This is a genomic window from Tabrizicola piscis, assembly GCF_003940805.1.
GTDB lineage: Bacteria > Pseudomonadota > Alphaproteobacteria > Rhodobacterales > Rhodobacteraceae > Tabrizicola > Tabrizicola piscis.
In genome coordinates this window covers 190,933-212,163 of the sequence record NZ_CP034328.1, presented here as the reverse complement: position 1 = coordinate 212,163, position 21,231 = coordinate 190,933, and the positions used below count along the sequence as shown (strand labels likewise).

Genomic DNA, 21,231 nt, shown 5'->3' with positions numbered 1-21,231 from the left:
GCGTCAGGAAATCTGCTTGGCGTTCATCCAGCGCGCCTCGTTCGCTTCGATTGCGGCGATGCGTTCGGCGGTTTTAGGGTGGCTCAGCATCCAGGCGGGCACGCCTTCGGCATGGTTCGAGGTCAGCGCCTCAAGTTTGCGAAACAGCGATTTTTGCGGTGCGGTCCCGATCCCGGCCTTGATGAGCAGTGCCGAGGCATAGGCATCCGCCTCGAACTCATCACGCCGCGACAGGCGGGCCATCAGCGCGGTTGCAAGGAAGTTGGCAATCCAGATGCCGATGAAGGGCAGAAAGCGGTTCAGCACGGCGGACAGCATGATGAAAACAGCGTTCTGGCCGGTGAAGTCGATCATCCGGCGGCGCATGTGACCCAGCGCGACATGGCCCAACTCATGCGCGATCACGCTGGCAAGTTCTTCGGCCGACACCTCGCCCCGCGCCTTGCGGTTCAGAAAGCCGCGGGTCAGGAAGATCCGGCCATCGGGGGCGGCAAGGCCGTTGACCGGTTCCACCTCGAACACGTTCACCTTGATCTCGGGCAGGTCCATGGCGGCGGCCATCCGGTCGGCAAGCCGGGTGATCGACGGGTCGGTCAGCGGTTTGGACTGCGCGTCCAGCATCCGCTTGGTGCGCCACATCGAAAACCGCAGCATCAGGACGGCGTAACCGATGGCCAGAAGGAGGGGGATGAACTTGGTCATGCGACGGATATAGTCACGCTTTGACCGCTGGCAAAGCCACTGCGACATCCGTCCGCTGCAAATAGAGTCGGCGCGCCATGGACCGGGCGTTGCACCGCGCCTGCCGGGGTGGATCAGCGCAAGTCCTTGAGCCCCCGCGTCAGCCCGTCCAGTGTCATCGGCACCATCCGGTTCTGAGCTATTTCGCGGATCAGGCGGGTGGATTGGGTGTAGCCCCAATCCGTTTCGGCCACCGGGTTGATCCACAGATAATGCGGCCACTGTGCGAAAATCCGTTGCAGCCAGACCGCCCCCGCCTCGGGGTTCCAGTGTTCGTTGGCACCGCCGGGGTGGGTGATTTCATAGGGGCTCATCGCTGCATCCCCGACGATGATCAGGCGCCAGTCCGGGCCATAAGTGCGGATCACGTCCCACGTCGGGCTTTGCGCATCCCAGCGGCGGCGATTGTCACGCCAGAGGCCCTCATAGGGGCAGTTGTGGAAGTAGAAGACCTCCAGATGCCGGAACTCGGCCTTGGCGGCGGTGAAGAGGTCTTCCATCACCTTGACATGCGGGTCCATCGATCCGCCGATGTCGAGAAGGAGCAGGACTTTCACCGCATTTCTGCGCTCGGGTCGGGTCTGCACGTCCAGCCAGCCCTGCGCCGCCGTGGCGCGGATCGTGCCGTCAAGGTCCAACTCCTCGGCCGCGCCCTCACGCGCCCAGCGGCGCAGGCGGCGCAGGGCGAGTTTCAGGGTGCGGGTGCCGATCTCGGCTTCGCCATCCAGATTGCGGAACTCGCGCCGGTCCCAGACCTTGACGGCGCGGCGGTGGCGGCTTTCGTCCTGGCCGATCCGCACGCCTTCGGGGTTGTAGCCATAGGCGCCGAACGGGCTGGTGCCTGCGGTGCCGATCCATTTCGACCCGCCCTGATGGCGGCCCTTCTGTTCGGCCAGCCGTTCGCGCAGGGTTTTCATCAGCTTGTCAAAGCCGCCAAGCGCCTGGATCGCTTCCCGTTCCTCAGCCGTCAGATGCCGTTCGGCCAGTTTTTCCAGCCATTCCTTCGGCAGATCGAGGGCTTGAAGCACCTGATCTGGGGTGATCGCCTCCAAACCCGCAAAGCTGCGGGCGAAGGCGCGGTCAAAGCGATCGATGTGGCGTTCGTCCTTGACCATCACCGTGCGGGCAAGGTGGTAGAACCCCTCGGGGTCATAGGTGGCAACACCGGCCACCATCGCCTCGAGAAAGGCGAGGAATTCGCGCAGGGAAACCGGTACCCCCTCTTCCCGCAAGGTCTGGAAGAATGGGAGGAACATGCGCCTAGCCCAGCAGCAGCCGGTCGAGGATCAGCGTCAGGAACAGGCCCGCAAGTCCGAAGGCAATGCCGAAACCGGCGGCATATTGGGCGATGTCGGCAGCCTTGCCGCCGCGCTGCCGCGCGGTCAGCGCGCCGCCGATCGCCCCCAGAACCAGACCGCCGATTACGAACATTGTGCCCCCATGTGCCGGGGTCAGTCGCCCCGCCTTAGCCGTTTGCCGCACGGTCGGCCACGGCGGCGATATCGCGCATCCGGGCCTTGACCACGCTGTCAGGCCCGAAGCCATAGCGCGCCCAGCCCTGACTGTCGAGGCGCAGCGCCGCCGCAGCATTGGGGTCACCCAGACGCTCCATCGCCTCGGCCTTGATGAGCATCAGCGTGGCGAGGAGGGCGGCATTTTCGTGGCTTTGGACCACAGGGATGGCGCGGTCGGCCAGACGCATCGCCTCGTTGGACAGGCCACCGGCAAGCGCCATGGCTGCCAGTTGCATGTCGATATGGGCAAGATGGATGTCGCCCCCCGGCAGTCTGGAATAGATCGCGGCGGCCCGGTCAAACTCGGTCAGGGCGCGGGCCGGGTCGCTGCCGGCAGACAGGCGGGCCACGGCGAAATGGCTGAAGGCAAGGCGGCCGTCTTGCCAGCCCTCACTGCGCGCGATGGTCAGCGCCCGTTCGGCCGATTGCAGCCGGGCGTTGACGGCCCCCTTCCGCCCAAGGGCGGTCTCAATCGCCTGCACCCATGCGCCCGGGGTCTGGCTGCCCATCATCCCCGTGCCGCCAAGCAGCGAGGGCAGGCGTGCCGCAACCTCGGCCCGGGTCATGCCGCTGGCAAGCCGGGGGGAATAGGTCGCGCGCAGGATCGTCATGTCAAAGCTGGTCAGGACGGAGTGGAAGTTGTCGTCGTTGAAGACACTGTCCGGCAGGCGGTAAAGATCGTTCAGCGGCCCCAGCGCCTGCGCCAGCTCCTCATGCAGGCAATCGCGGATTTCCTGCGGGCTGGTGTCCGAAGGGATGAAGATCGCTGCCCGAGTGCGCCGGGTCACCTGCGCCCAGTCCACCGCGTCAGACCCGCGCGCGCGCCGGTATTCCGCCAGCGTTGACACGTTGGGCACGACAAAACAGGCCGCCATCGGCGCAAGTCGCCGCAGGGCGGAGCGTTCGGCGAATTCCACCGTGATCGTCGCCGCGCCGTTGGTGGGGCTGATGTCGATCCCGGCCTCGGCCCGCAGGCGGCCAATCAGCGCGCCAAGATCACGCGGCGCGGTCGGCGGCACGGAACCGGTCAGGGCGACCGTCACGGGCCCTTCAAAGCGGCTGAACACGTCAAGCCCGCGGCCGCTTTCCATGGCAAAGGTCAGGTCCATGAAATCCCGCGCCAGCGACGAGCCGCCGCCGCCGCCCGTGGCCAAACCGAACGAACCTGTTCCGAAGCCGACGCCCACCTCGGCCTGAGGTTGGCTTTTCGACACCTGTGCAGGTGGCGCGCAGGACGCGACCACGCAGAAGGCGGCGAAAAGGAACGGCAGGCGCATGGCAGACCTGATGTGGCAGCGCCCCGGCAGATGGAGCTGTGCCAGTGTCTGCCCCGAGGTGTCATTAAGTCAATTCCGCAAAAATTCTGGTTTTTCCGTACACTACCCCTCGCGGTTGAAGTGATTGGCGGGACCAGATTTATCCAGAGGCATCACGGAATGTTACAGAAACCCGCCCGAATCGCTGGCGTTGCGCCGGAAAACGCAGGCTTGCGATGATTCGGGCCTGTGGTGACTGTGGACCAACACGCCGGGCGCATCGGCCCACTGCCAAAGGCTTTCCTGCTATCTCTGGCCACGCGCCATGAAAGCCAGCCGTTCGAACAGTTGCACGTCCTGTTCGTTCTTCAACAGCGCGCCGTGCAACCGGGGCAGGGCGCTTCTTGGGTCCTTGCGCAGGTCCTCAGGCGCCAAATCCTCGGCCAAGAGCAGCCGGAGCCAGTCCAGAACCTCGCTGGTCGAGGGTTTCTTCTTCAGCCCCGGCACTTCGCGCAGTTCGAAGAACTGGGTCAGCGCGGCGGTCAGCAGTGCGTCCTTGATGCCGGGAAAATGCACCCGCACGATGGCGGCCAGCGTTTCGGGATCGGGAAAACGGATGTAGTGAAAGAAACACCGGCGCAGAAAGGCATCCGGCAGGTCCTTTTCGTTGTTCGAGGTGATGATGACGACCGGGCGCAGGTGCGCGCGCACCGTCTCGCCCGTCTCGTAAACGTGAAACTCCATCCGGTCGAGTTCCTGAAGGAGGTCGTTCGGAAATTCGATATCCGCCTTGTCGATCTCGTCGATCAGCAGGACGACACGGTTGTCAGCCTCAAACGCCTGCCAAAGTTTGCCCTTGCGGATGTAGTTGCGCACGTCGTTCACCCGCGCATCGCCAAGCTGGCTGTCGCGCAACCGACCGACGGCGTCATATTCATACAAGCCCTGATGCGCCTTTGTGGTTGATTTCACGTGCCATTCAATCAGGGGCAGATTCAGGGCCTGTGCCACCTGTCGCGCAAGTTCGGTCTTGCCGGTGCCCGGTTCACCGTTGACCAGCAGGGGCCGCTGCAGCGTGACTGCGGCATTGACCGCCACCGTCAGGTCTTCGGTCGCGACATAGCCATCGGTGGTTGCAAATTTCATTGCGCTTTCAACATCCTGTTTGCAGTCCTTTCACAAACCCTACCGAGCCGCAGAAAATGTCGCAACCGCTAGTGACATTGCCACGGCCTTGGGCTAAATGCGCGGCAACAGGAGCGCATCATGACAGAAGCCCACCTGTCGGAGCGATCCGGCGCAAAGGAGAGAGTGTCAATGAAGGCTGAGGTTTTCCTCCCTGACGACTATCGTCCCGCCGAGGACGAACCCTTCATGAATGACCGGCAGCTGGAGTATTTCCGCCGCAAGCTTCTGGTCTGGAAGCAGGAGCTGCTGGACCAGTCGGCCGAAACGATCGACAGCCTGCAGGACTCGGGCCGCAACGTGCCCGACATCGCCGATCGCGCTTCGGAAGAGACCGACCGCGCGCTGGAACTGCGCACCCGGGACCGTCAGCGCAAGCTGGTGGGCAAGATCGACGCCGCGCTGCGCCGGATCGACAATGGCGAGTTTGGCTATTGCGACGTGACCGGTGAGCCGATCAGCCTCAAGCGTCTGGATGCCCGCCCGATCGCCACGATGACGCTGGAAGCGCAGGAAAAGCACGAGCGTCGGGAAAAGGTGCACCGCGAAGACTGACCGCCCGGCGGCATGTGATACTGTTTGCGCCGGGCCTTTGGTCCGGCGTTTTCGTTAGTGGGGGACGCGATGAGCCTGATCGGCCAAAAGGTTACCGTGGTGGGTGCCGGGGTTGCGGGGTTGGCCGTGGCGCGCGCCTTGGCGCTGCGGGGGGCATCCGTCACCGTTCTGGAACAGGCCGACGCGATCCGCGAAGTGGGCGCGGGGCTGCAGATTTCGCCCAACGGCGCGGCGGTGCTGCGGGCTTTGGGGCTGCAAGAGGCGCTTGATGCGGCGTCAATGCGGGCCGAGGCCGTGGCATTGATCGACGGGCCGACCGGCGATGGCGTGGCGCGGCTTGACCTTGCGCGCCTGCGACCGGGGCAGGGCTATCATTTCCTGCACCGGGCCGACCTGATCGCCCTTTTGCTGGCCGCCGCGACCGAGGCTGGGGTGAACCTGCGCCTGCTGTCGCGGATCGAGTCGGTCGATCTGTCCGGCCCAACCCCTGCCGTCCTGCTGGAAGGCGGGGAGCGGCTGGAAAGCCCGCTGCTGATTGGTGCGGATGGTCTCCATTCCCGTTTGCGGACGGCCCTGAATGGTGAGGAAACGCCATTCTTCACCGGGCAAGTGGCGTGGCGCGCGGTGATTCCGGCTGAACCAAACCCACAGCCCGTGGCCGAGGTGCATATGGGCCCGGGACGCCACCTTGTCAGCTATCCCCTGCGCGGCGGGACCTTGCGCAACATCGTGGCGGTCGAAGAACGCCAGAAATGGGCCGAGGAAAGCTGGACCCTGCGGGATGATCCGATGGACCTGCGCCTTGCCTTTGCCGGCTTTTCCCCCCGTGTCCGTGCCTGGCTGGATCAGGTTGAGGATCCGTGGCTCTGGGGTCTGTTCCGCCATCCTGTCGCAGGTATCTGGACCCGCAGCCTGCCGCAGGGCGCGGTCGCGATCCTTGGCGATGCGGCGCATCCGACCTTGCCCTTTCTGGCTCAGGGGGCCTCGATGGCGCTGGAGGATGCCTGGGTTCTGGCCGATGTCCTTGCCAAACATGACACGGTTGCGGCGGCACTGGCCGCTTATCAGACGCTTCGCAAGCCCCGGACGACGCGGATCGTTGCGGCTGCCAATGCCAATGCCCGGGCCTATCACCTGTCCGGCCTGCCGCGCATGATTGGCCATAGCGGGATGCGCCTGTTGGGGCGGGTGTCGCCGGGGACGATGCTGTCCCGGTTCGACTGGCTGTACGGCCACGACGTTACGCTTGCCGGTCCGCAAGGATAGTCGCGCAGGGACCCTGACTGTCAGGCCGCCAGCCGCACCCAGACTGGCACATGGTCCGAAGGCTTGTCACCGCCCCGCACCGCCTTGTCGATGCCGGTCTCTTCCAGCCGGTCGGCGGCTTGCGGCGACAAAAGCAGATGGTCGATCCGGATGCCGTTGTTCCGCTCCCACGCGCCGGCCTGATAGTCCCAGAACGTATAGATCCCGGGCCCCGGCTGACGCGCCCGAATCGCGTCGGTCAGGCCAAGGTTCAGCATCCGACGGAATGCCTCACGGCTTTGCGGCAGGTAAAGCGCATCGGTGACCCAGTTTTCCGGCTTTGCCGCATCCATGGCCTGCGGGATGACGTTGTAGTCGCCAAGGCAGACAAAGGGTTCCTCGCTGGCCAGCAGATCGCGGATACGGCCCTCCATCCGGGTCATCCAGGCGAGCTTGTAGTCATACTTCGGCCCCGGCGCGGGGTTGCCGTTCGGCAGGTAGAGCCCGCACACCCGGACAGGGCGTGGCCCGTCCACCACCGCTTCGATCCAGCGCGCCTGTTCGTCGGTGTCATCGCCCGGCAGGCCCCTGCGCACATCGCTGAGCGCCAGCTTTGACAGGATCGCGACGCCGTTGAAGCCCTTCTGGCCATGCGTTTCCACCTGGTAGCCCAAGCCTTCGAAAACCTCGCGCGGAAAGCCTTCGTCCAGCGACTTGATCTCTTGCAGGCAGACGACATCCGGCTTGGCATTGTCGAGCCAGGCGGGCAAAGCCTCGATCCGGGCCTTGATGCCGTTGATGTTGAAGGTGGCAAGTTTCATAGCAGCCCTCCGGTCGTCCCCGTTCTAGGCCCGCCTGACCCCCGGGTTCAAGCCGTCTGTCGCAAGGGCAGGCTGGCAGCCTTCACCCAAAGTGCATCCAGCCGGTCCAGTTCGCGCGGATCAAAGCGCCCGGATTCTTCCCAGTACCGGCCCGACGGCACGACGTAGCCAAGCGCCGCCTCTGCCGCCAAGGCCTTGTCCGCCGTGTCGGGGCAGAAGGGCTGGGGTCTTGCGAGGCCCGCTGCCGACCGGGACACCCGCGGAAAGATCAGCCGCGACGGCCCGGTGGACAGGTTCACCATCGCGCAGCCCTGCATCGCCGCAAGCACCATCAACCGGGCCGACTTCGCTTCCAGCGACCGCAGCGAGATGTCCTTGCGCAGCGGGTCAGGCGCACCGGTGCCGTAGAAATGGGTCTGTCCGGTTGCCGCATAATGCATGTCGCAGCCGAAGGCGGCGATCACGGTGGGCCGTAGCGTTCCCAGCGCCCAATAGCCTGCAGTGAACGCCATTGTGGCGCCTGCGTAAACAAAACCCCCGAAGGCGTTCTGGACGGGCACAAAGTCATCTTCCGTGACCATGGTTTGGCCCGGCCCGGCGACCGGCCGCCGGTCTTTGGGGAAATCCCACGGGAACACCGCTGCATCCCAATCCGTCCGGACCCGCCAGGCGTTGTTGATCGCGACCACCTTGTGGAACGGCGCACGCGGCCAACTTGCCGCCTCTGCCGCCATGGGGGCCGATCCCAGCATCAGAACAACAGTCATCCGGCACCCTCCGCACTCTGATGCCGGAGTTAGCGCGGGCCGACCCGCAGACCACGGAAAAATGATCGTCAGATCGAAAAAGACGTGCCGCAGCCGCAGCTTGATGTCGCATTCGGGTTCTGCACCACGAAACGCGCGCCGATCAGCTCATCGGTGAAGTCGATCACGGCATTGGCCAGAAAGGGCAGGCTGACACTGTCCACCAGCACTTTCTGCCCATCCTTTTCCAGCACCAGATCATCCGCCGCTGCATCATCCAGCCGGATGTCATACTGAAACCCCGAACAGCCGCCGCCATCGACGGCGACCCGCAGGGATTTCACTTCGCCCGTCAGTTCGGCGATTTCGGCCAGCCTTGCAAAGGCCCGGTCGGTCACTTTCGGCGGCAGTGTGAGTTCCATGGCTGTTCCGGTATCCTTCCGCGCACCTGACGAATATAGGTCAATCCTCTGCCCCGAACAAGCGAGGCCCTGATGCTGGAACCCTACGCCTGCCAACCCGATGCCTCGCGCGGGCGGCTTTGGCCCGAACGGCTGTCCTCGTTCCGGTCGCCCTATCAGCGCGACCGCGACCGGATCATCCATTCCAGCGCGTTTCGCCGTCTGAAACACAAGACGCAAGTCTTTGTGGAACATGAGGGCGACTATTACCGCACCCGCCTGACCCACACGATCGAGGTGGCCCAGGTCGCCCGCACGATCGCCGGGGTGCTTGGCCTGAACACCGACCTTGCCGAAGCGGTGGCCTTGGCCCATGACCTTGGCCACACGCCCTTTGGCCATACCGGCGAAGACGCGATGGAACGGCTGATGGCCCCCTATGGCGGCTTTGACCACAACGCCCAGGCGTTGCGGATCGTCACCCGCCTGGAACGCCACTATGCCGATTTCGACGGGTTGAACCTCACATGGGAAACCCTTGAAGGCATTGCCAAACACAACGGCCCCGTGACCGGCCCCAACGCCGATGCCAAACACGCAGGCCCGCTGCCCTATGCCCTGGCCGAAGTGAACGCCCAATGGGACCTTGGGCTTGACACGCATGCCAGCGCCGAGGCGCAAGTGGCCGCCATCGCCGATGACGTGGCCTATTCGCACCATGACCTGCACGACGGGCTGCGGTCGGGTCTGTTCACCGAGGATGACCTGATGGAGCTTCCCGTCACCGGCCCCGCCTTTGACGAGGTAGACAGCCTCTATCCGGGCCTTGAAAAGATGCGCCGCCGGCACGAAGCCCTGCGCCGGGTCTTTGGCCGGATGGTCGAAGACGTGATCGCCGTCGCCCAGAACCGCCTTGCTGCGGCCCAGCCGAAATCGGTCGAGGATATCCGCCACCTCGGCACGACGGTGATCCGCTTTTCCAAACCGCTCTACCAGGACCTGAAGGCGGTGCGCAGCTTCCTGTTTACCCGGATGTATCGCGCCCCCTCGGTGATGGCCGTCCGGGCCGAGGTGACGCAAAAGCTGGATGATCTCTTCCCGCTCTTTCTCAATGACCCGACGCTGCTGCCGCCGGAGTGGCAGGTCGATGTCGCAGCCGCGACGGATGAAACCGAATTGGCCCGCGTGATCGCGGATTACATTGCCGGCATGACCGACCGCTTCGCGATTCAAGAACATCAGCGGTTGTGCGAAACGGCCACCAGCAGCGCCCTGCGCGACGCGTAGCTGCCTCCGGCGGGAGTATTTGGGTAAAGAGCAAATCAAATTGCTCTTTTGCAAATACTCTCAGGGGGTTTGGGGGCAGAATGCCCCCATCGGCCAGGCGTCGGGGCGCTTCAGTCTTTCCGCAGCGCCGCAGCCACCCAGACGCCTGCCAGACCCAGCGACAGGAGGGCGTTCCATCCGGCCATGGAGATGCCGAACATTGCCCATGCAATCGCATCGCAGCGCACGGGTGCTGCCACATCGACGGCGGGGTTCAGCAGATCTGCCGCCGATATCCCGGTGATCGACCCCGCCGTGCAGGAGGCCAGCCCCTCCCACCAAAGCTGTTCGACGCCGACATGAAACAGCCCGATGCCCGCCGTGGCCAGCGCGGCGAGCGCACCCAGCCAGGCCAGCGGGCGCCAGCCGGTCAGCAGGACCACAGCCCCGATCAGGATTGCCGCCGCATGGGGCCAGCGCTGCCACAGGCACAGCTGGCAGGGCGCCAGCCCGCCGATGTACTGGAAGGCAAAGGCCCCGGCCAGAAGGGCGCCAGATCCAAGCGTGGCGATCTGGGTCAGGCTGCGGTGGTTGAACGTCATCTTGGCAGGGCCTTTTCATCGGACAGGGCACGGCGCGGGCCAGGACCAGCCCGCGGGCGCGACCATACGCCGGTCTTTCGGCAGGCGAAAGTCACGCCAGCGCCAGCAGGATTGGTGCTTTCGGCAACGGCCAGTTGCGGTTAACCTGCTGGCCACGGGACGGTGGGCTGCGCAACTGCGGCCCCAGCAGGGAGAAGCACGATGGACTGGAGAGGCCGCCGCGGCAGTTCGAACGTCGAAGACCGCCGTCGTCAGGGCGGCGGCGCTGCCCGTGCCGGCGGGGTTGGCGGGGTGGGGCTGATCGCGGTCCTGCTGATCGGCTGGTTCCTTGGCATTGACGTCAGTCCCCTGTTGCAGGACCAGTCCGCCCCCGGACCAAGCTCGGCCCCGACCGAGCTGACCGCCGAGGACCGCGCCGAGGGCGAGTTCGTGTCGGTCGTCCTTGCCGATACCGAGGAAATCTGGGCCCGGGTCTTTCAGGCCCAGCTTGGCCGCAGCTACCGCCCGGCAACCTTGGTCCTGTTCAAGGAGGGCACCCGGTCCGCCTGCGGTGGCGCGTCCGAGGCGACGGGGCCGTTCTACTGCCCGGCCGACCGCAAGGTCTATCTCGACACCAGTTTCTTCACCACCCTGTCGCGCCGCCTTGGCGCCGGGGGTGACTTTGCCGCCGCCTATGTCGTGGCGCATGAGATTGGACACCATGTCCAGAACGAGCTTGGCATCTTGGGCGAAGCGAACCGCATCCGCCAGCAGGTCAGCCAGGCTGAAAGCAACGAGATTTCGGTGCGGGTGGAACTGCAGGCCGACTGCCTGTCTGGCATCTGGGCGCGCGAAGCGGCCGAAACGCTTGGCGTGGTGGAACAGGGCGACCTTGAAGAGGCGGTGAACGCCGCCCGCCAGATTGGCGATGACACGCTGCAGCGCAACGCAGGCCAGCGCCCGATGCCGCATACCTTCACCCACGGCACCTCGGAACAGCGGTCGCGCTGGTTCATGATCGGGCTGAAATCCGGTCAGATGGCCGATTGTGACACCTTCGCGACCGACCAGTTGTGACAGGACCGATTGACGGCCCGCGCAAGCTTGACTAAACCGTCGCCCGTGGCCCGAGTGGTGGAATGGTAGACGCAGGGGATTCAAAATCCTCCGCCGCAAGGCTTGCGAGTTCGAGTCTCGCCTCGGGCACCACACCCTGTCCTGACATTGCCAGTCAGCGCCGATTCGTCCCACTGCCGCATAGAAGTTGCCAGTTTGTGCCTTTGTGGCGCATCCATCGCAGTTGCGGAAACACTGGCGTCTTGCCGGGCGCAGGGCAGGGGGCTTTTTGCCGTCGGCAGCCGTTCTACCCGCAGTTGCTATCGGGATCAGGCAAAGGTTCGCCAATCTGAATATTTGTGAACAATCCAAAGTAGAAACATGTATTTTATTAGAAGCTTACAGAACCCTCTTGCTGGGTCTGCTGCTTCAGGCCGCCTCCTGTTCCAAGGCCTGCCAGCCCCAAGGCAAACGGCCCTTCGCGCTAAGGGAGAATGGTGCCCGGTCTAACCTGCTATGGTCACTGCTTTTTTCTTTTCAGTGTCGGGCGTTCGCAGGTATCTAGGCAGAGGTGCACGTGTTGTTGTGCATGTGTTCAAGTTATCGGAGACGTCGTCAAAATGCCTGACCAGACAGCAGCCAGATCCGCCCCCCTGTCCCCCGTATCCGGGGCCGCGCCGGTTCCGCGCAGCACGCCCTGCTTCACGCCGGGGACAATGGTAACCACCCAGCGCGGCGAGTGCCCGGTGGAACATCTGGTGGTTGGCGACAAGGTGGTGACCCGCGACAACGGCATCCAGCCGGTGCGCTGGGTCGGCAAGACGCAGATGTTCCTGTATGATTTTCAGGCTGATCCGCATCTGCTGCCGGTCTTCATCCGGCAGGGCGCCTTTGGCAAAGGCCTGCCCGAGCGGGACATGATGGTATCGCCCAACCACCGCGTGCTGGTGGCGAATGAACGCACCACCCTGCGTTTCAGAGAACGTGAAGTGCTGGTCGCGGCCAAGCACCTGACCACGCAAGGCGTGCATACCGTTCAGTCCAGCGGGACGACCTACATCCACTTCATGTGCGACCGGCACGAGATCGTGCTTGCCGACGGTATCTGGACCGAAAGCTTCCAGCCATCGGACAACAGCCTCAAGGGCATCGGCAACGCCCAACGGCTGGAGATCTTCGAGATCTTCCCGGAACTGAAAACCGCTGAGGGCAAGGCCGCCTACGGCCCGGCACGCCGGACACTGACAGCAACAGAAAGCGCCGAAAGCGCTGCTTGACTGTTGCCAAAACAAATAGGATTCGCACAGTACTGTAAAAGTATGACGACAACCCGGCGCAACAGGCAATCTGGGCACGAAGAAAGCCAGATTGTACCCCGATCCTGACCCAAATGGGACAAGGTTATCGGGCAAAGACGCGGGACTGAGGCAGAGGGCAGAAGACAATGGCGACGATCAACGGCGGCACCGGCAACGACTCGTTGACCGGCGACACGACTCTCCCGGGTACGTTCAACGACCTCATTTCAGGCGGTGGCGGGAATGACACCCTTGTCGGATTGACCGCCAACGACACGCTGAATGGCGACGATGGTGATGACCAGCTGTTTGGTGGGACAGGGTCTGACTCGCTTTACGGTGGTCTGGGCAACGATATCCTGGACGGCGGTTTGGGAAACGACCGGCTATACGGTGGCGAAGGAGACGACTACCTGTTCGCAGGTAACTTCTCCACCGGTGACAATGATTTGCTTGACGGCGGATCAGGGAACGACACCGTCGACTTTTCGGGCGGGAACTCTGGTATAAACGTTACGCTGTCGGACGGGAATGCGACCTTCAATCCTTCGGGCAACAACCCCAATACGGATACGCTTGTCGGTATTGAACACATCGTCGGCACCAACTCCGCTGACAGTATCACGGGCGATACTGGCGCGAATTCCCTTTCTGGCGGCGGTGGCAACGACGTCGTCAACGGCGGGGCCGGGGATGACACGATCGCTGGTGGCACCGGCGATGACACTTTGTCTGGTGGCACCGGGGTCGACACGCTGACTTATGCCAATTCGACCACGGCGGTGAATGCAGACCTTGGCGCAAACACTGTGACAGGTGAGGGGACCGACTCGATCTCGGGGTTCGAGAACCTTACGGGTTCGGCACAGTCAGACACCTTGACGGGAACGTCCGGGCAGAACGTCATCCAGGGCGGTGGCGGCGCAGATACGATCAATGCGGGCCTCGGGAACGACACGATTGATGGCGGGACGGGTGACGATGTCATCACTGCCGGGCCCGAATCCTCGGCATCGGTGACCGACCTTGACTTCAACTGGACCCTTGCCGGGTCGGACGAGACAAACCTTGCCGGTGGGGTCACCCAAGATACCGGCGGCATCCAGGTTACGACCAGCTACACATCGGGGGTTGGCGGATCGACCTTCTCGGTCGAAAGCACCGGCAACACGACCGGCGACGAGCGTGACCGCGAAGTCTATGTCGCCAGCGGCGAGACGTTCAATCCGGACTCCAGTGCTGAACTCTATCGCCCGGATCAATCAAGCGGTTCACCCTCCACCGTCTTGCGGTTTGATTTCGATGCGGTGGCCGGTTCCGGCTTCAGCGACGAAGTGCAGAATGTCAGTTTCCGGATTTCGGACATCGACGCATCCGGGTTCCGCGATGTTGTGACGATCCTTGCCTATGATGCAAATGGCAACCTGATCGTACCGGAGATCAGCGAAACCTCAAATTCGCTCAGCGTCTCTGGCGGTACCATCACCGCATCCCCTGGGGTCACAGTCAACCCGAACGAACCTGCTGGTTCGGCGCTGATCACAATTCCTGGCCCGGTGGCCTATTTCACGATCTCCTACGGCAACCTGCTGACAGCGGCGCAGGCGATCCGGGTGTCGGATATCAAGTTCCAGGCCATTCCTGCCGATGATGACTCGGTCCTCGGTGGCGCGGGCAATGACACACTGATCGGCGGCTTCGGCGACGACTTGCTGGATGGCGGGGCCGACAATGACGTGCTTGATGGCGGATTTGGCAACGACACGCTGCTGGGCGGCACTGGCAATGACAGCCTGTCGGGCGGCGCGGGCGATGACACGCTGGACGGCGGTGCGGATGACGACGATCTGTTTGGGGGAAGGGGAAATGACCTTCTTCTGGGTGACAGCGGAGCCGACAGCATCGAAGGCGGCGCTGGCGATGACAACATTCAGGCCGGAAGCGACAACGACTCCGTTCTGGGCGAAGCTGGCAATGATACGATCCTGGGCGAGGGTGGCGACGACCTGATCGACGGCGGTGCCGACAACGACAGCATCGACGGCGGCGACGGCGCTGACGTTCTGCTGGGTGGTGACGGTCAGGACAATATCGAAGGCGGCACCGGGAATGACACGATCACCGGCGGCACTGGCAATGACACCGTCTATGGTGGCACTGGCAACGACACCTTTGTTGTGGGTCTGGCGGATGTAACCACGGTTGCCGGGGGCGATGTCGACACCGTCACGCCCTATGAGGTCATCTACGGCGGCGGCGGTGGCGTGGATGCCGTTGACGACTATGACGTCATCGACCTGTCCGAATACGGCTTTTCGCGCGTGCAGATTGTCCGCGACAGCCTTGATCCGCTGAACGACAATTACGAAAACGGTTTCATTCGCATCCTCGACACCAGTGGCAACGAAATCGGGCGGATCGATTTCTACAACATCGAAGCCATCTTCCCCTGTTTCACACCGGGCACCCTGATCACGACCGACCGTGGCGACATCCCGGTCGAAGCGCTGGTGCCGGGCGATCTGGTGCTGACGCGCGACAACGGCCTGCAGCCGCTGCGCTGGGTCGGGCGGCGGGAGCTGTCGCTGCTTGACCTGATGGCGGACCCGGATCTGCAACCCGTGCGGATCGGACTTGATGCGCTTGACGGCGCGGGGCCTGTTCGGCCCATGCTCGTGTCGCCGCAGCACCGTCTGTTGCTGGAAGGGGCGCGGGCCGAGCTTCTGTTTGGCGAGGCCGAAGTTCTGGTCGCGGCAAAGCACCTTCTGGGTCAGACCGGGGTCAGCCGGGTGCTGCCAACCGATGGGATCAGCTATATCCACATCCTGTTTGACCAGCATGAGATCGTGCAGTCTGACGGTATCTGGACAGAAAGCTTCCAGCCTGCGGAACGGATGCTTTCGGCGATGGAAACCGAGGTGCGTGCCGAAGTGCTGGCACTGTTCCCGGCACTTGCCCAGGTCGATGGTCAGATCACATCGGCGCGGCCATCGTTGAAGGCGCATGAGGCACGGGTGCTGCTGGCGGGGTAACCTGCCAGCCGGTCCCGCCCGACTTCAAGGGTCACGTCCGCCGCTGACGCCGCCACGCCGCCCAGTCCTCTGGCGTGTCAAGGTCGGTTGTTGCATGGGCATTGGGCAAGGGCACAAGGCGCAGCCTGTCAGCATGTCGGGCGAGGATGGAGCGGGCCCCTTCGTCGCCTTCAAGGCTGGCAAGTTCGGCGCGGCACCAGACAGGCAGGCAAACCGGGTGGCCCGGCGTTCCATCACTGGCCGTGCCGCGCAGGATGAGATCGGGGGTGAGCTGCCATTCGGACAGCATCCGCGACAGGTCATCCGCCGTGATCTCGGGCAGGTCGGCAAGCAACAGCAACAGCGGAGCATCAGCCGGGATCGCGGCATGTCCGGCCTTCAGGCTGCTTGCCATGCCGCTTGCCGCGTCGGGCACGATGATCTGACGGACGGGCAGGCCATCCAGCGCAAGGGTTCGGGCAGGCCGGTCGGGCGGCAGGGTCACGGTGACTTTTGCACCCGTGGCAAGCGCCGCTGATGCGATCCGCGCCAGCAGCGGCTGTCCGTCGATCCGTTCCAACAGCTTGTCGCCCCCCCGCATGCGCGAGGACGATCCGGCAGCAAGGATCAGGATCTGCGGTGTCATCGCGGGATGATGCCATGGAAGAAGGGGGGCCGTCTGCCCCCCTTCACCCCCCGAGGATATTTGGGGAAGAGAAAGATCAGCCGCGCATCCGGCCGCCGTCATCCCAAAGCGGGGCGAGGTGGACGGTGGCCGGACGGCGTTCGCCTAGGATTTCAATCTCGCACATCAGGCCGTCTTCCACCCGGTCGGCGGGCAGGAACCCCATGGCGACCGATTTCCCGGTGGTATGGCTGTAGCCGCCGGAGGTGCAGAAGCCCACGACCGCACCATCCAGCCAGATCGGCTCCCACGCCACGACATCGGCATCCTTGGCGTCGACAATGAAGCTGACAAGTTTGCGCTTGGGGCCGCTGGCCTTTTCCGCCATCGCGGCGGCTTTACCGATCCAGTCGGCGGGCTTGTTCCAGCGGATGAAGCGGTCAAGGCCGGTCTCGGCGGGGGTGTAATCCGGGCTGAACTCACGGCCCCAAGAACCGAACCATTTGTCGAGGCGCAGCGACATCATCGCGCGCATCCCGAAGGGGCGCAGGCCAAGGTCGCGGCCGGCTTCGGAAAGGGTGTCCCAGAGGTGGCGGACGGACATGTGGTCGGTGAAGATTTCATAGCCCAGATCAGCAGTATAGCTGACGCGCTGGACGATGCAGTTGGCCATGCCGACGGTCAAGCGCTTCACGTCCATGAACTTGAACGCCTCGGCGCTGACATCAGCACGGGTGACGCGCGACAGAAGCTCGCGCGCGTTTGGCCCGGCGATCTGGAAGCCGGAGCGCGCGTCGGAGATGTTTTCGACCCGCACACCCTCCATGGGATTCTGCTCGAACCAGCGTTCGTGCCAGCCTTGCGCGCCGTAGCTGGCAGTGAGCTGGAATTCGTGGTCGGAGAGGCAGGAGACGGTGAAGTCGCCGATGATCTTGCCCGAATGGGCCAGCATCGGGGTAAGGGACAGGCGGCCCGGCTTCGGGATGTTCCCGGCCATGATCCGGTCCAGCCAGTCCCGCGCGTTGGGACCTGTGATCCGGTATTTGCCGAAGTTCTGCACCTCGTTGATGCCCACGCCTTCGCGGACGGCCATGACTTCCTGCCGCGTCGCCTCCCACGCGTTGGAGCGTTTGAAGGACGGCTCCTCATAGCGCGGCTCGCCCGGCAGGGCGTGGTAGTTCACCACCTCCAGCCCGTATTGCTGGCCCCAGACGGCGTTCATGCCGTCGAAGACCTGATACATCGGGGTAGTGCGGAAGGGGCGGGCGGCGGGGCGTTCTTCGTTCGGGTAGGAGACGGAGAACCGCATCTGGTAGTTCTCGATCACCTTCGGCACGGTGTAGCCGGGGCTCGTCCAGGTGCCAAAGCGCGACACGTCAAAGCCGCGCGGGTCGCGTTCGACCTCACCCTCAATCATCCACTGGGCGAGGGCGAGGCCCATGCCGCCGCCTTGAGAGAAGCCCGCCATGACCGCGCAAGCCGACCAGTAGTTGCGCAGGCCCTGCACCGGGCCGATCAGCGGGTTGCCATCGGGGGCAAAGGTGAAGGGGCCGTGGATCACCCGCTTGACGCCCGCGCGTTGCAGGGCAGGGAAGCGGCGATAGGAAAACTCGATGCTGTCGGCGATCTTGTCGAACTGTTCCTGCAGCAGCTCCTGCCCCCAGGTCCAGGGGGTGCCGTCGATCGACCAGCCTTCACAGGGCTTTTCGTAAAAGCCGATGCAGAAGCCGCGACCTTCCTGCCGCAGATAGCTTTCCCCGCCCGGGTCCATCACATGCGGGAATTCGCGGCCGCCACGGGCGACGATTTCCGGAATGTCATCGGTGACGAGGTATTGGTGCGCCATAGGGAGGAGCGGCAGGTAGACCCCAGCCATCGCGCCGACTTCCCGCGCCCAAAGACCGGCGGCATTCACCAGATGCTCACAGGTGACGGTGCCCTTGTCGGTGACGACTTCCCAGCCGTCCTTCGTTGGATTGGTGGCGATCACCTTGGTGTGCAGCACAATCTCCGCCCCGCCCATCTTGGCCGCTTTCGCGTAGGCGTGTGTGGTGCCATAGGGGTCAAGGTGGCCATCCAGCGGGTCGTAAAGCGCGCCGATGATGCCTTCGAGGTTGACCATCCCGTCGGTCAGCTTGGCGATTTCCTCGGGCCCCAGAATCTCGGTATCCAGCCCCATGTAGCGGTGCTTGGCGCGTTCGGCTTTCAGCTGTTCGAACCGGGCCGTGTTGTCGGCCAAGGTGATCCCGCCGACATGGTGCAGGCCACAGGACATGCCGGTGATCGCCTCAAGCTCCTTGTAAAGCCGGATCGTATAGCCCTGCAGCGCCGCCATGTTGGTGTCGCCGTTCAGGGTGTGAAATCCCCCCGCCGCGTGCCAGGTGGAGCCTGCGGTGAGTTCGGCCCGTTCGATCAGCATGACGTCGGACCAGCCCAGCTTGGTCAGGTGGTAAAGCACCGAACAGCCGACGACACCGCCGCCGATGACGACCACGCGGGAATGGTTTTTCATGGACGACTCCTTTTCTTTCCGGGCAGAGATTGGCCGGGGCAAGGGCAGGGGTCATGCGGTTTTGCGACAAAGAATGTCGCAGGGATCACTTCTCCGGGATCAGGCCCCGCGGGCTGAAGCGCATCACGACCAGCAGGATCACCCCCATCGACAGAAGCCGCATATGTTCGGCGCTGCCGACAAGATGGTTGCGGAACGCGCCCTCCGGCATGCCGGCGGTGATGTAGCCCATGATGTTCGGGCCAATGTTTTCCACCACCAGCCACAGCCAGCCGATCAGCAGGCCGCCAAGGACCGTGCCCCAGTTGTTGCCCGACCCGCCGACGATCACCATGACCCAGACAAGAAAAGTGAAGCGCAGCGGGTTATAGGTGCCCGGCGTCAGCTGCCCATCCATCGAGGTCATCATCGCCCCGGCAAAGCCGATCACGGCGGAGCCAAGGATGAAGACCTGCAGATGGCGCCCGGTGACGTCCTTGCCCATGGCTGCGGCCGACACCTCATTGTCGCGGATGGCGCGCATCATCCGGCCCCAGGGGCTGTTCAGCGCGCGTTCGAAGGCCCAGATGATGATGCCAAGGACGATGCCGAACATGCCTGCGTAAAGCAACTTCACCCCGATGGTCGAGGCTGTCACCGGGTCAAGGCCCCAGCGGCTGACAAAGTCCAGAAAACCCGCCTGCTGCTGCAACTGCACCTCGTAAGGCACCGGCCAAGGGCGGGGGAGGTCGATCAGGTTCTTCACGCCGCGCGCCAGCCAGTCTTCGTTCTTGATGACCGACACGGTGATCTCGGCAATGCCCAGCGTGGCGATGGCAAGATAGTCTGACCGCAGGCCAAGCGCGGTCTTGCCAATGGCCCAGGCGGCTGCTGCGGCCAGCAGGCCACCCACCGGCCAAGCCACCAGCGACGGCAGGCCAAGCCCGCCAAGGTTGCCGGCGAACTGGGGGTTCACCGCCTCGGCAGCGGTGACGTTCGGGTCAAAGACCGCCCGGAACAGGAAGAAGCCGCCAATCAGGATCGCCGCCACGATTAGCGCGCGGGTGCGCCCGGGGGCCAGTCTGCGCCAGGCAAAGACTGCGGCAATTCCAGCCAACGCCCCAAGGACCAGCGCCAGCAGGATCCCCGGCCCCCCGGCCTGCCAGTTGTCCACATTGGGCCGGGCCGAGATCAGCACTACGGCAAGCCCGCCCAGTGCCGTGAACCCCATGGTTCCGACCGAGAACAGCCCGGCATAGCCCCACTGCATGTTGACGCCCAGCGCCGCGATCGTGGTCAACAGCGCCGCGTTCAGGATCGACAGGGACAGGTTCCAGCTTTGCAGGACACCGGTCGCGACATACAGCCCCGCCACCAAGGCAAAGAGGATCAGGTTGCGCGCGTTCATAGCGACTTCCCTTTGAATAGACCGGTGGGCATGAACAGAAGCACGATGATCAGGATCGTGAAGCTGACCGCGAACTTGTAGTCGGTGGACAGAAGCTGCACGAGCGTATCGGGCGCCATGCTTTCCGGGACAAGATAGGTCACGATCTTCTTCCAGGCGTTGGTCACCATCACCTCGGAAAAGGCGATGACAAAGCCGCCCGCAATCGCGCCGAGCGGGTTGCCAAGCCCGCCGACAATGGCGGCGGCGAAGATCGGCAGCAGCAGCTGGAAATAGGTGAAGGGCTTGAACGACTTGTCGAGGCCATAAAGCGTGCCCGCAATCGTGGCGATCCCGGCGGCGATGATCCAGGTGACGGCCACCACCTTGTCAGGGTTGATGCCCGACAAAAGCGCCAGATCCTCATTGTCCGAAAACGCCCGCATCGACTTGCCCGTGCGGGTTTTCTGCAGGAACCAGAACAGCGCCCCCACCACGATGATCGCGGTCACGACCGTCACCAGTTGCGTGGTCTTGATCGCCAAAGGCTCGGCCAGACCGGTCATGGTCTTGAATTCGTTCGGGTTCAGCACAAAGCGCGCGCCGTCGCTGAAGTTCTGTTCATCCACGCCGATGATGAACCGGATCACCCCGTTCATCACGAACATCACGCCAAGCGACACGATCACCACGATGGTGGAGGATGCCTTCTGCCGCCGGTAAAAGCGATAGACCACCCTGTCGGTCGCCAGCACGAAGGCCGCCGTCGCCGCGATCCCGAAGGGCAGGGCAAGGAGCGCGGTCGGCAGCGGGCCGAAGGTCACGCCAAGCGATTGCAGCCACCACGTCATCAGGATGGTGACCATCGCCCCGAAGGCCATGGTGTCGCCATGGGCAAAGTTGGAAAAGCGCAGGATGCCGTAGATCAGCGTCACCCCAAGCGCGCCCAGCGCCAGCTGCGCGCCATAGCTGAGGCCGGGGATGAAGACGAAGTTCAGAAAGGCCACAAGGGCGTTCAGGGCATCCATCACTCGGCCTCCGCCTGGCAGGCA

The 21,231-nt window shown here is 63.9% G+C and carries 19 protein-coding genes and 1 tRNA gene; 7 read left to right on the top strand and 13 right to left on the bottom strand.

Annotated features, from left to right (window positions below; genetic code table 11):
- Positions 1-3 precede the first annotated feature (3 nt).
- From EI545_RS00985 to EI545_RS00970, 5 genes are all read right to left on the bottom strand, one after another.
- Entirely contained in the window at positions 4-702 is a 699-nt protein-coding gene (locus tag EI545_RS00985) for a M48 family metallopeptidase (protein ID WP_125323729.1), read from the bottom strand.
- Between the two features lie 113 nt (positions 703-815).
- Positions 816-1,997: a vWA domain-containing protein gene (locus tag EI545_RS00980; protein ID WP_125323728.1), complete on the bottom strand. Its 1,182-nt coding sequence runs from the start codon at positions 1,995-1,997 to the stop codon at positions 816-818.
- A 4-nt stretch (positions 1,998-2,001) separates the two neighbouring features.
- Complete coding sequence (locus EI545_RS21260) at positions 2,002-2,172, bottom strand: hypothetical protein (RefSeq protein ID WP_164517172.1); 171 nt, start codon at positions 2,170-2,172, stop codon at positions 2,002-2,004.
- A 34-nt stretch (positions 2,173-2,206) separates the two neighbouring features.
- On the bottom strand, positions 2,207-3,532 hold the full coding sequence (locus EI545_RS00975) for a DUF2927 domain-containing protein (RefSeq protein WP_125323727.1): 1,326 nt from the start codon (positions 3,530-3,532) through the stop codon (positions 2,207-2,209).
- A gap of 285 nt (positions 3,533-3,817) precedes the next feature.
- Positions 3,818-4,657 carry an AAA family ATPase gene (locus tag EI545_RS00970; protein WP_125323726.1) on the bottom strand — a complete coding sequence of 280 codons (840 nt, stop codon included), beginning with the start codon at positions 4,655-4,657 and terminating at the stop codon, positions 3,818-3,820.
- A gap of 171 nt (positions 4,658-4,828) precedes the next feature.
- Here EI545_RS00970 and dksA point away from each other — a divergent pair, with 171 nt between their 5' ends.
- Positions 4,829-5,251: an RNA polymerase-binding protein DksA gene (gene dksA, locus EI545_RS00965; protein ID WP_125327177.1), complete on the top strand. Its 423-nt coding sequence runs from the start codon at positions 4,829-4,831 to the stop codon at positions 5,249-5,251.
- A 69-nt stretch (positions 5,252-5,320) separates the two neighbouring features.
- Entirely contained in the window at positions 5,321-6,517 is a 1,197-nt protein-coding gene (locus EI545_RS00960; RefSeq protein ID WP_125323725.1) for an FAD-dependent oxidoreductase, read from the top strand.
- A 20-nt stretch (positions 6,518-6,537) separates the two neighbouring features.
- Here EI545_RS00960 and xth read toward each other — a convergent pair whose 3' ends face one another.
- From xth to EI545_RS00945, 3 genes are all read right to left on the bottom strand, one after another.
- Complete coding sequence (gene xth, locus EI545_RS00955; RefSeq protein WP_125323724.1) at positions 6,538-7,317, bottom strand: exodeoxyribonuclease III; 780 nt, start codon at positions 7,315-7,317, stop codon at positions 6,538-6,540.
- A gap of 47 nt (positions 7,318-7,364) precedes the next feature.
- Positions 7,365-8,084, bottom strand: coding sequence for a hypothetical protein (locus EI545_RS00950; RefSeq protein WP_125323723.1), 720 nt, complete (start codon positions 8,082-8,084; stop codon positions 7,365-7,367).
- A gap of 68 nt (positions 8,085-8,152) precedes the next feature.
- A complete protein-coding gene (locus EI545_RS00945; protein ID WP_125323722.1) occupies positions 8,153-8,485 on the bottom strand; it encodes a HesB/IscA family protein in 333 nt (110 codons plus the stop codon).
- A gap of 72 nt (positions 8,486-8,557) precedes the next feature.
- On the opposite strand from EI545_RS00945, the gene EI545_RS00940 reads away from it, so the two are divergent.
- Complete coding sequence (locus EI545_RS00940; RefSeq protein ID WP_125323721.1) at positions 8,558-9,751, top strand: deoxyguanosinetriphosphate triphosphohydrolase; 1,194 nt, start codon at positions 8,558-8,560, stop codon at positions 9,749-9,751.
- Between the two features lie 110 nt (positions 9,752-9,861).
- Here the strand turns inward: EI545_RS00940 and EI545_RS00935 are convergent, their stop codons facing one another.
- A complete protein-coding gene (locus EI545_RS00935) occupies positions 9,862-10,332 on the bottom strand; it encodes a disulfide bond formation protein B (protein ID WP_125323720.1) in 471 nt (156 codons plus the stop codon).
- A gap of 201 nt (positions 10,333-10,533) precedes the next feature.
- Here EI545_RS00935 and ypfJ point away from each other — a divergent pair, with 201 nt between their 5' ends.
- The 4 genes from ypfJ to EI545_RS00915 all read left to right on the top strand — a co-directional run bounded on the left by ypfJ (position 10,534) and on the right by EI545_RS00915 (position 15,697).
- Positions 10,534-11,388, top strand: a complete 855-nt coding sequence (gene ypfJ / locus EI545_RS00930; protein ID WP_125323719.1) for a KPN_02809 family neutral zinc metallopeptidase — start codon at positions 10,534-10,536, stop codon at positions 11,386-11,388.
- A 48-nt stretch (positions 11,389-11,436) separates the two neighbouring features.
- Positions 11,437-11,520 (top strand) — tRNA-Leu (locus EI545_RS00925).
- A 563-nt stretch (positions 11,521-12,083) separates the two neighbouring features.
- A complete protein-coding gene (locus tag EI545_RS00920; protein ID WP_342776555.1) occupies positions 12,084-12,644 on the top strand; it encodes a Hint domain-containing protein in 561 nt (186 codons plus the stop codon).
- 167 nt (positions 12,645-12,811) lie between these two features.
- Positions 12,812-15,697: a Hint domain-containing protein gene (locus tag EI545_RS00915; RefSeq protein WP_125323717.1), complete on the top strand. Its 2,886-nt coding sequence runs from the start codon at positions 12,812-12,814 to the stop codon at positions 15,695-15,697.
- Positions 15,698-15,728: 31 nt separating this feature from the next.
- Here the strand turns inward: EI545_RS00915 and EI545_RS00910 are convergent, their stop codons facing one another.
- The 4 genes from EI545_RS00910 to EI545_RS00895 form a co-directional block, all read right to left on the bottom strand.
- On the bottom strand, positions 15,729-16,322 hold the full coding sequence (locus tag EI545_RS00910) for a nucleotidyltransferase family protein (RefSeq protein ID WP_125323716.1): 594 nt from the start codon (positions 16,320-16,322) through the stop codon (positions 15,729-15,731).
- Positions 16,323-16,398: 76 nt separating this feature from the next.
- On the bottom strand, positions 16,399-18,813 hold the full coding sequence (locus tag EI545_RS00905; protein WP_125323715.1) for a GcvT family protein: 2,415 nt from the start codon (positions 18,811-18,813) through the stop codon (positions 16,399-16,401).
- Between the two features lie 85 nt (positions 18,814-18,898).
- A complete protein-coding gene (locus EI545_RS00900) occupies positions 18,899-20,200 on the bottom strand; it encodes a branched-chain amino acid ABC transporter permease (protein ID WP_125323714.1) in 1,302 nt (433 codons plus the stop codon).
- Complete coding sequence (locus EI545_RS00895; RefSeq protein WP_125323713.1) at positions 20,197-21,207, bottom strand: branched-chain amino acid ABC transporter permease; 1,011 nt, start codon at positions 21,205-21,207, stop codon at positions 20,197-20,199. The genes EI545_RS00900 and EI545_RS00895 overlap by 4 nt, the downstream gene beginning before the upstream one ends.
- Positions 21,208-21,231: the final 24 nt, after the last annotated feature.

Coding starts and splice junctions, on each gene's coding strand:
- EI545_RS00985 (WP_125323729.1), bottom strand. CDS start 702: ATGACCAAGTTCATCCCCCTCCTTCTGGCCATCGGTTACGCCGTCCTG.
- EI545_RS00980 (WP_125323728.1), bottom strand. CDS start 1,997: ATGTTCCTCCCATTCTTCCAGACCTTGCGGGAAGAGGGGGTACCGGTT.
- EI545_RS21260 (WP_164517172.1), bottom strand. CDS start 2,172: ATGTTCGTAATCGGCGGTCTGGTTCTGGGGGCGATCGGCGGCGCGCTG.
- EI545_RS00975 (WP_125323727.1), bottom strand. CDS start 3,532: ATGCGCCTGCCGTTCCTTTTCGCCGCCTTCTGCGTGGTCGCGTCCTGC.
- EI545_RS00970 (WP_125323726.1), bottom strand. CDS start 4,657: ATGAAATTTGCAACCACCGATGGCTATGTCGCGACCGAAGACCTGACG.
- dksA (WP_125327177.1), top strand. CDS start 4,829: ATGAAGGCTGAGGTTTTCCTCCCTGACGACTATCGTCCCGCCGAGGAC.
- EI545_RS00960 (WP_125323725.1), top strand. CDS start 5,321: ATGAGCCTGATCGGCCAAAAGGTTACCGTGGTGGGTGCCGGGGTTGCG.
- xth (WP_125323724.1), bottom strand. CDS start 7,317: ATGAAACTTGCCACCTTCAACATCAACGGCATCAAGGCCCGGATCGAG.
- EI545_RS00950 (WP_125323723.1), bottom strand. CDS start 8,084: ATGACTGTTGTTCTGATGCTGGGATCGGCCCCCATGGCGGCAGAGGCG.
- EI545_RS00945 (WP_125323722.1), bottom strand. CDS start 8,485: ATGGAACTCACACTGCCGCCGAAAGTGACCGACCGGGCCTTTGCAAGG.
- EI545_RS00940 (WP_125323721.1), top strand. CDS start 8,558: ATGCTGGAACCCTACGCCTGCCAACCCGATGCCTCGCGCGGGCGGCTT.
- EI545_RS00935 (WP_125323720.1), bottom strand. CDS start 10,332: ATGACGTTCAACCACCGCAGCCTGACCCAGATCGCCACGCTTGGATCT.
- ypfJ (WP_125323719.1), top strand. CDS start 10,534: ATGGACTGGAGAGGCCGCCGCGGCAGTTCGAACGTCGAAGACCGCCGT.
- EI545_RS00920 (WP_342776555.1), top strand. CDS start 12,084: ATGGTAACCACCCAGCGCGGCGAGTGCCCGGTGGAACATCTGGTGGTT.
- EI545_RS00915 (WP_125323717.1), top strand. CDS start 12,812: ATGGCGACGATCAACGGCGGCACCGGCAACGACTCGTTGACCGGCGAC.
- EI545_RS00910 (WP_125323716.1), bottom strand. CDS start 16,322: ATGACACCGCAGATCCTGATCCTTGCTGCCGGATCGTCCTCGCGCATG.
- EI545_RS00905 (WP_125323715.1), bottom strand. CDS start 18,813: ATGAAAAACCATTCCCGCGTGGTCGTCATCGGCGGCGGTGTCGTCGGC.
- EI545_RS00900 (WP_125323714.1), bottom strand. CDS start 20,200: ATGAACGCGCGCAACCTGATCCTCTTTGCCTTGGTGGCGGGGCTGTAT.
- EI545_RS00895 (WP_125323713.1), bottom strand. CDS start 21,207: ATGGATGCCCTGAACGCCCTTGTGGCCTTTCTGAACTTCGTCTTCATC.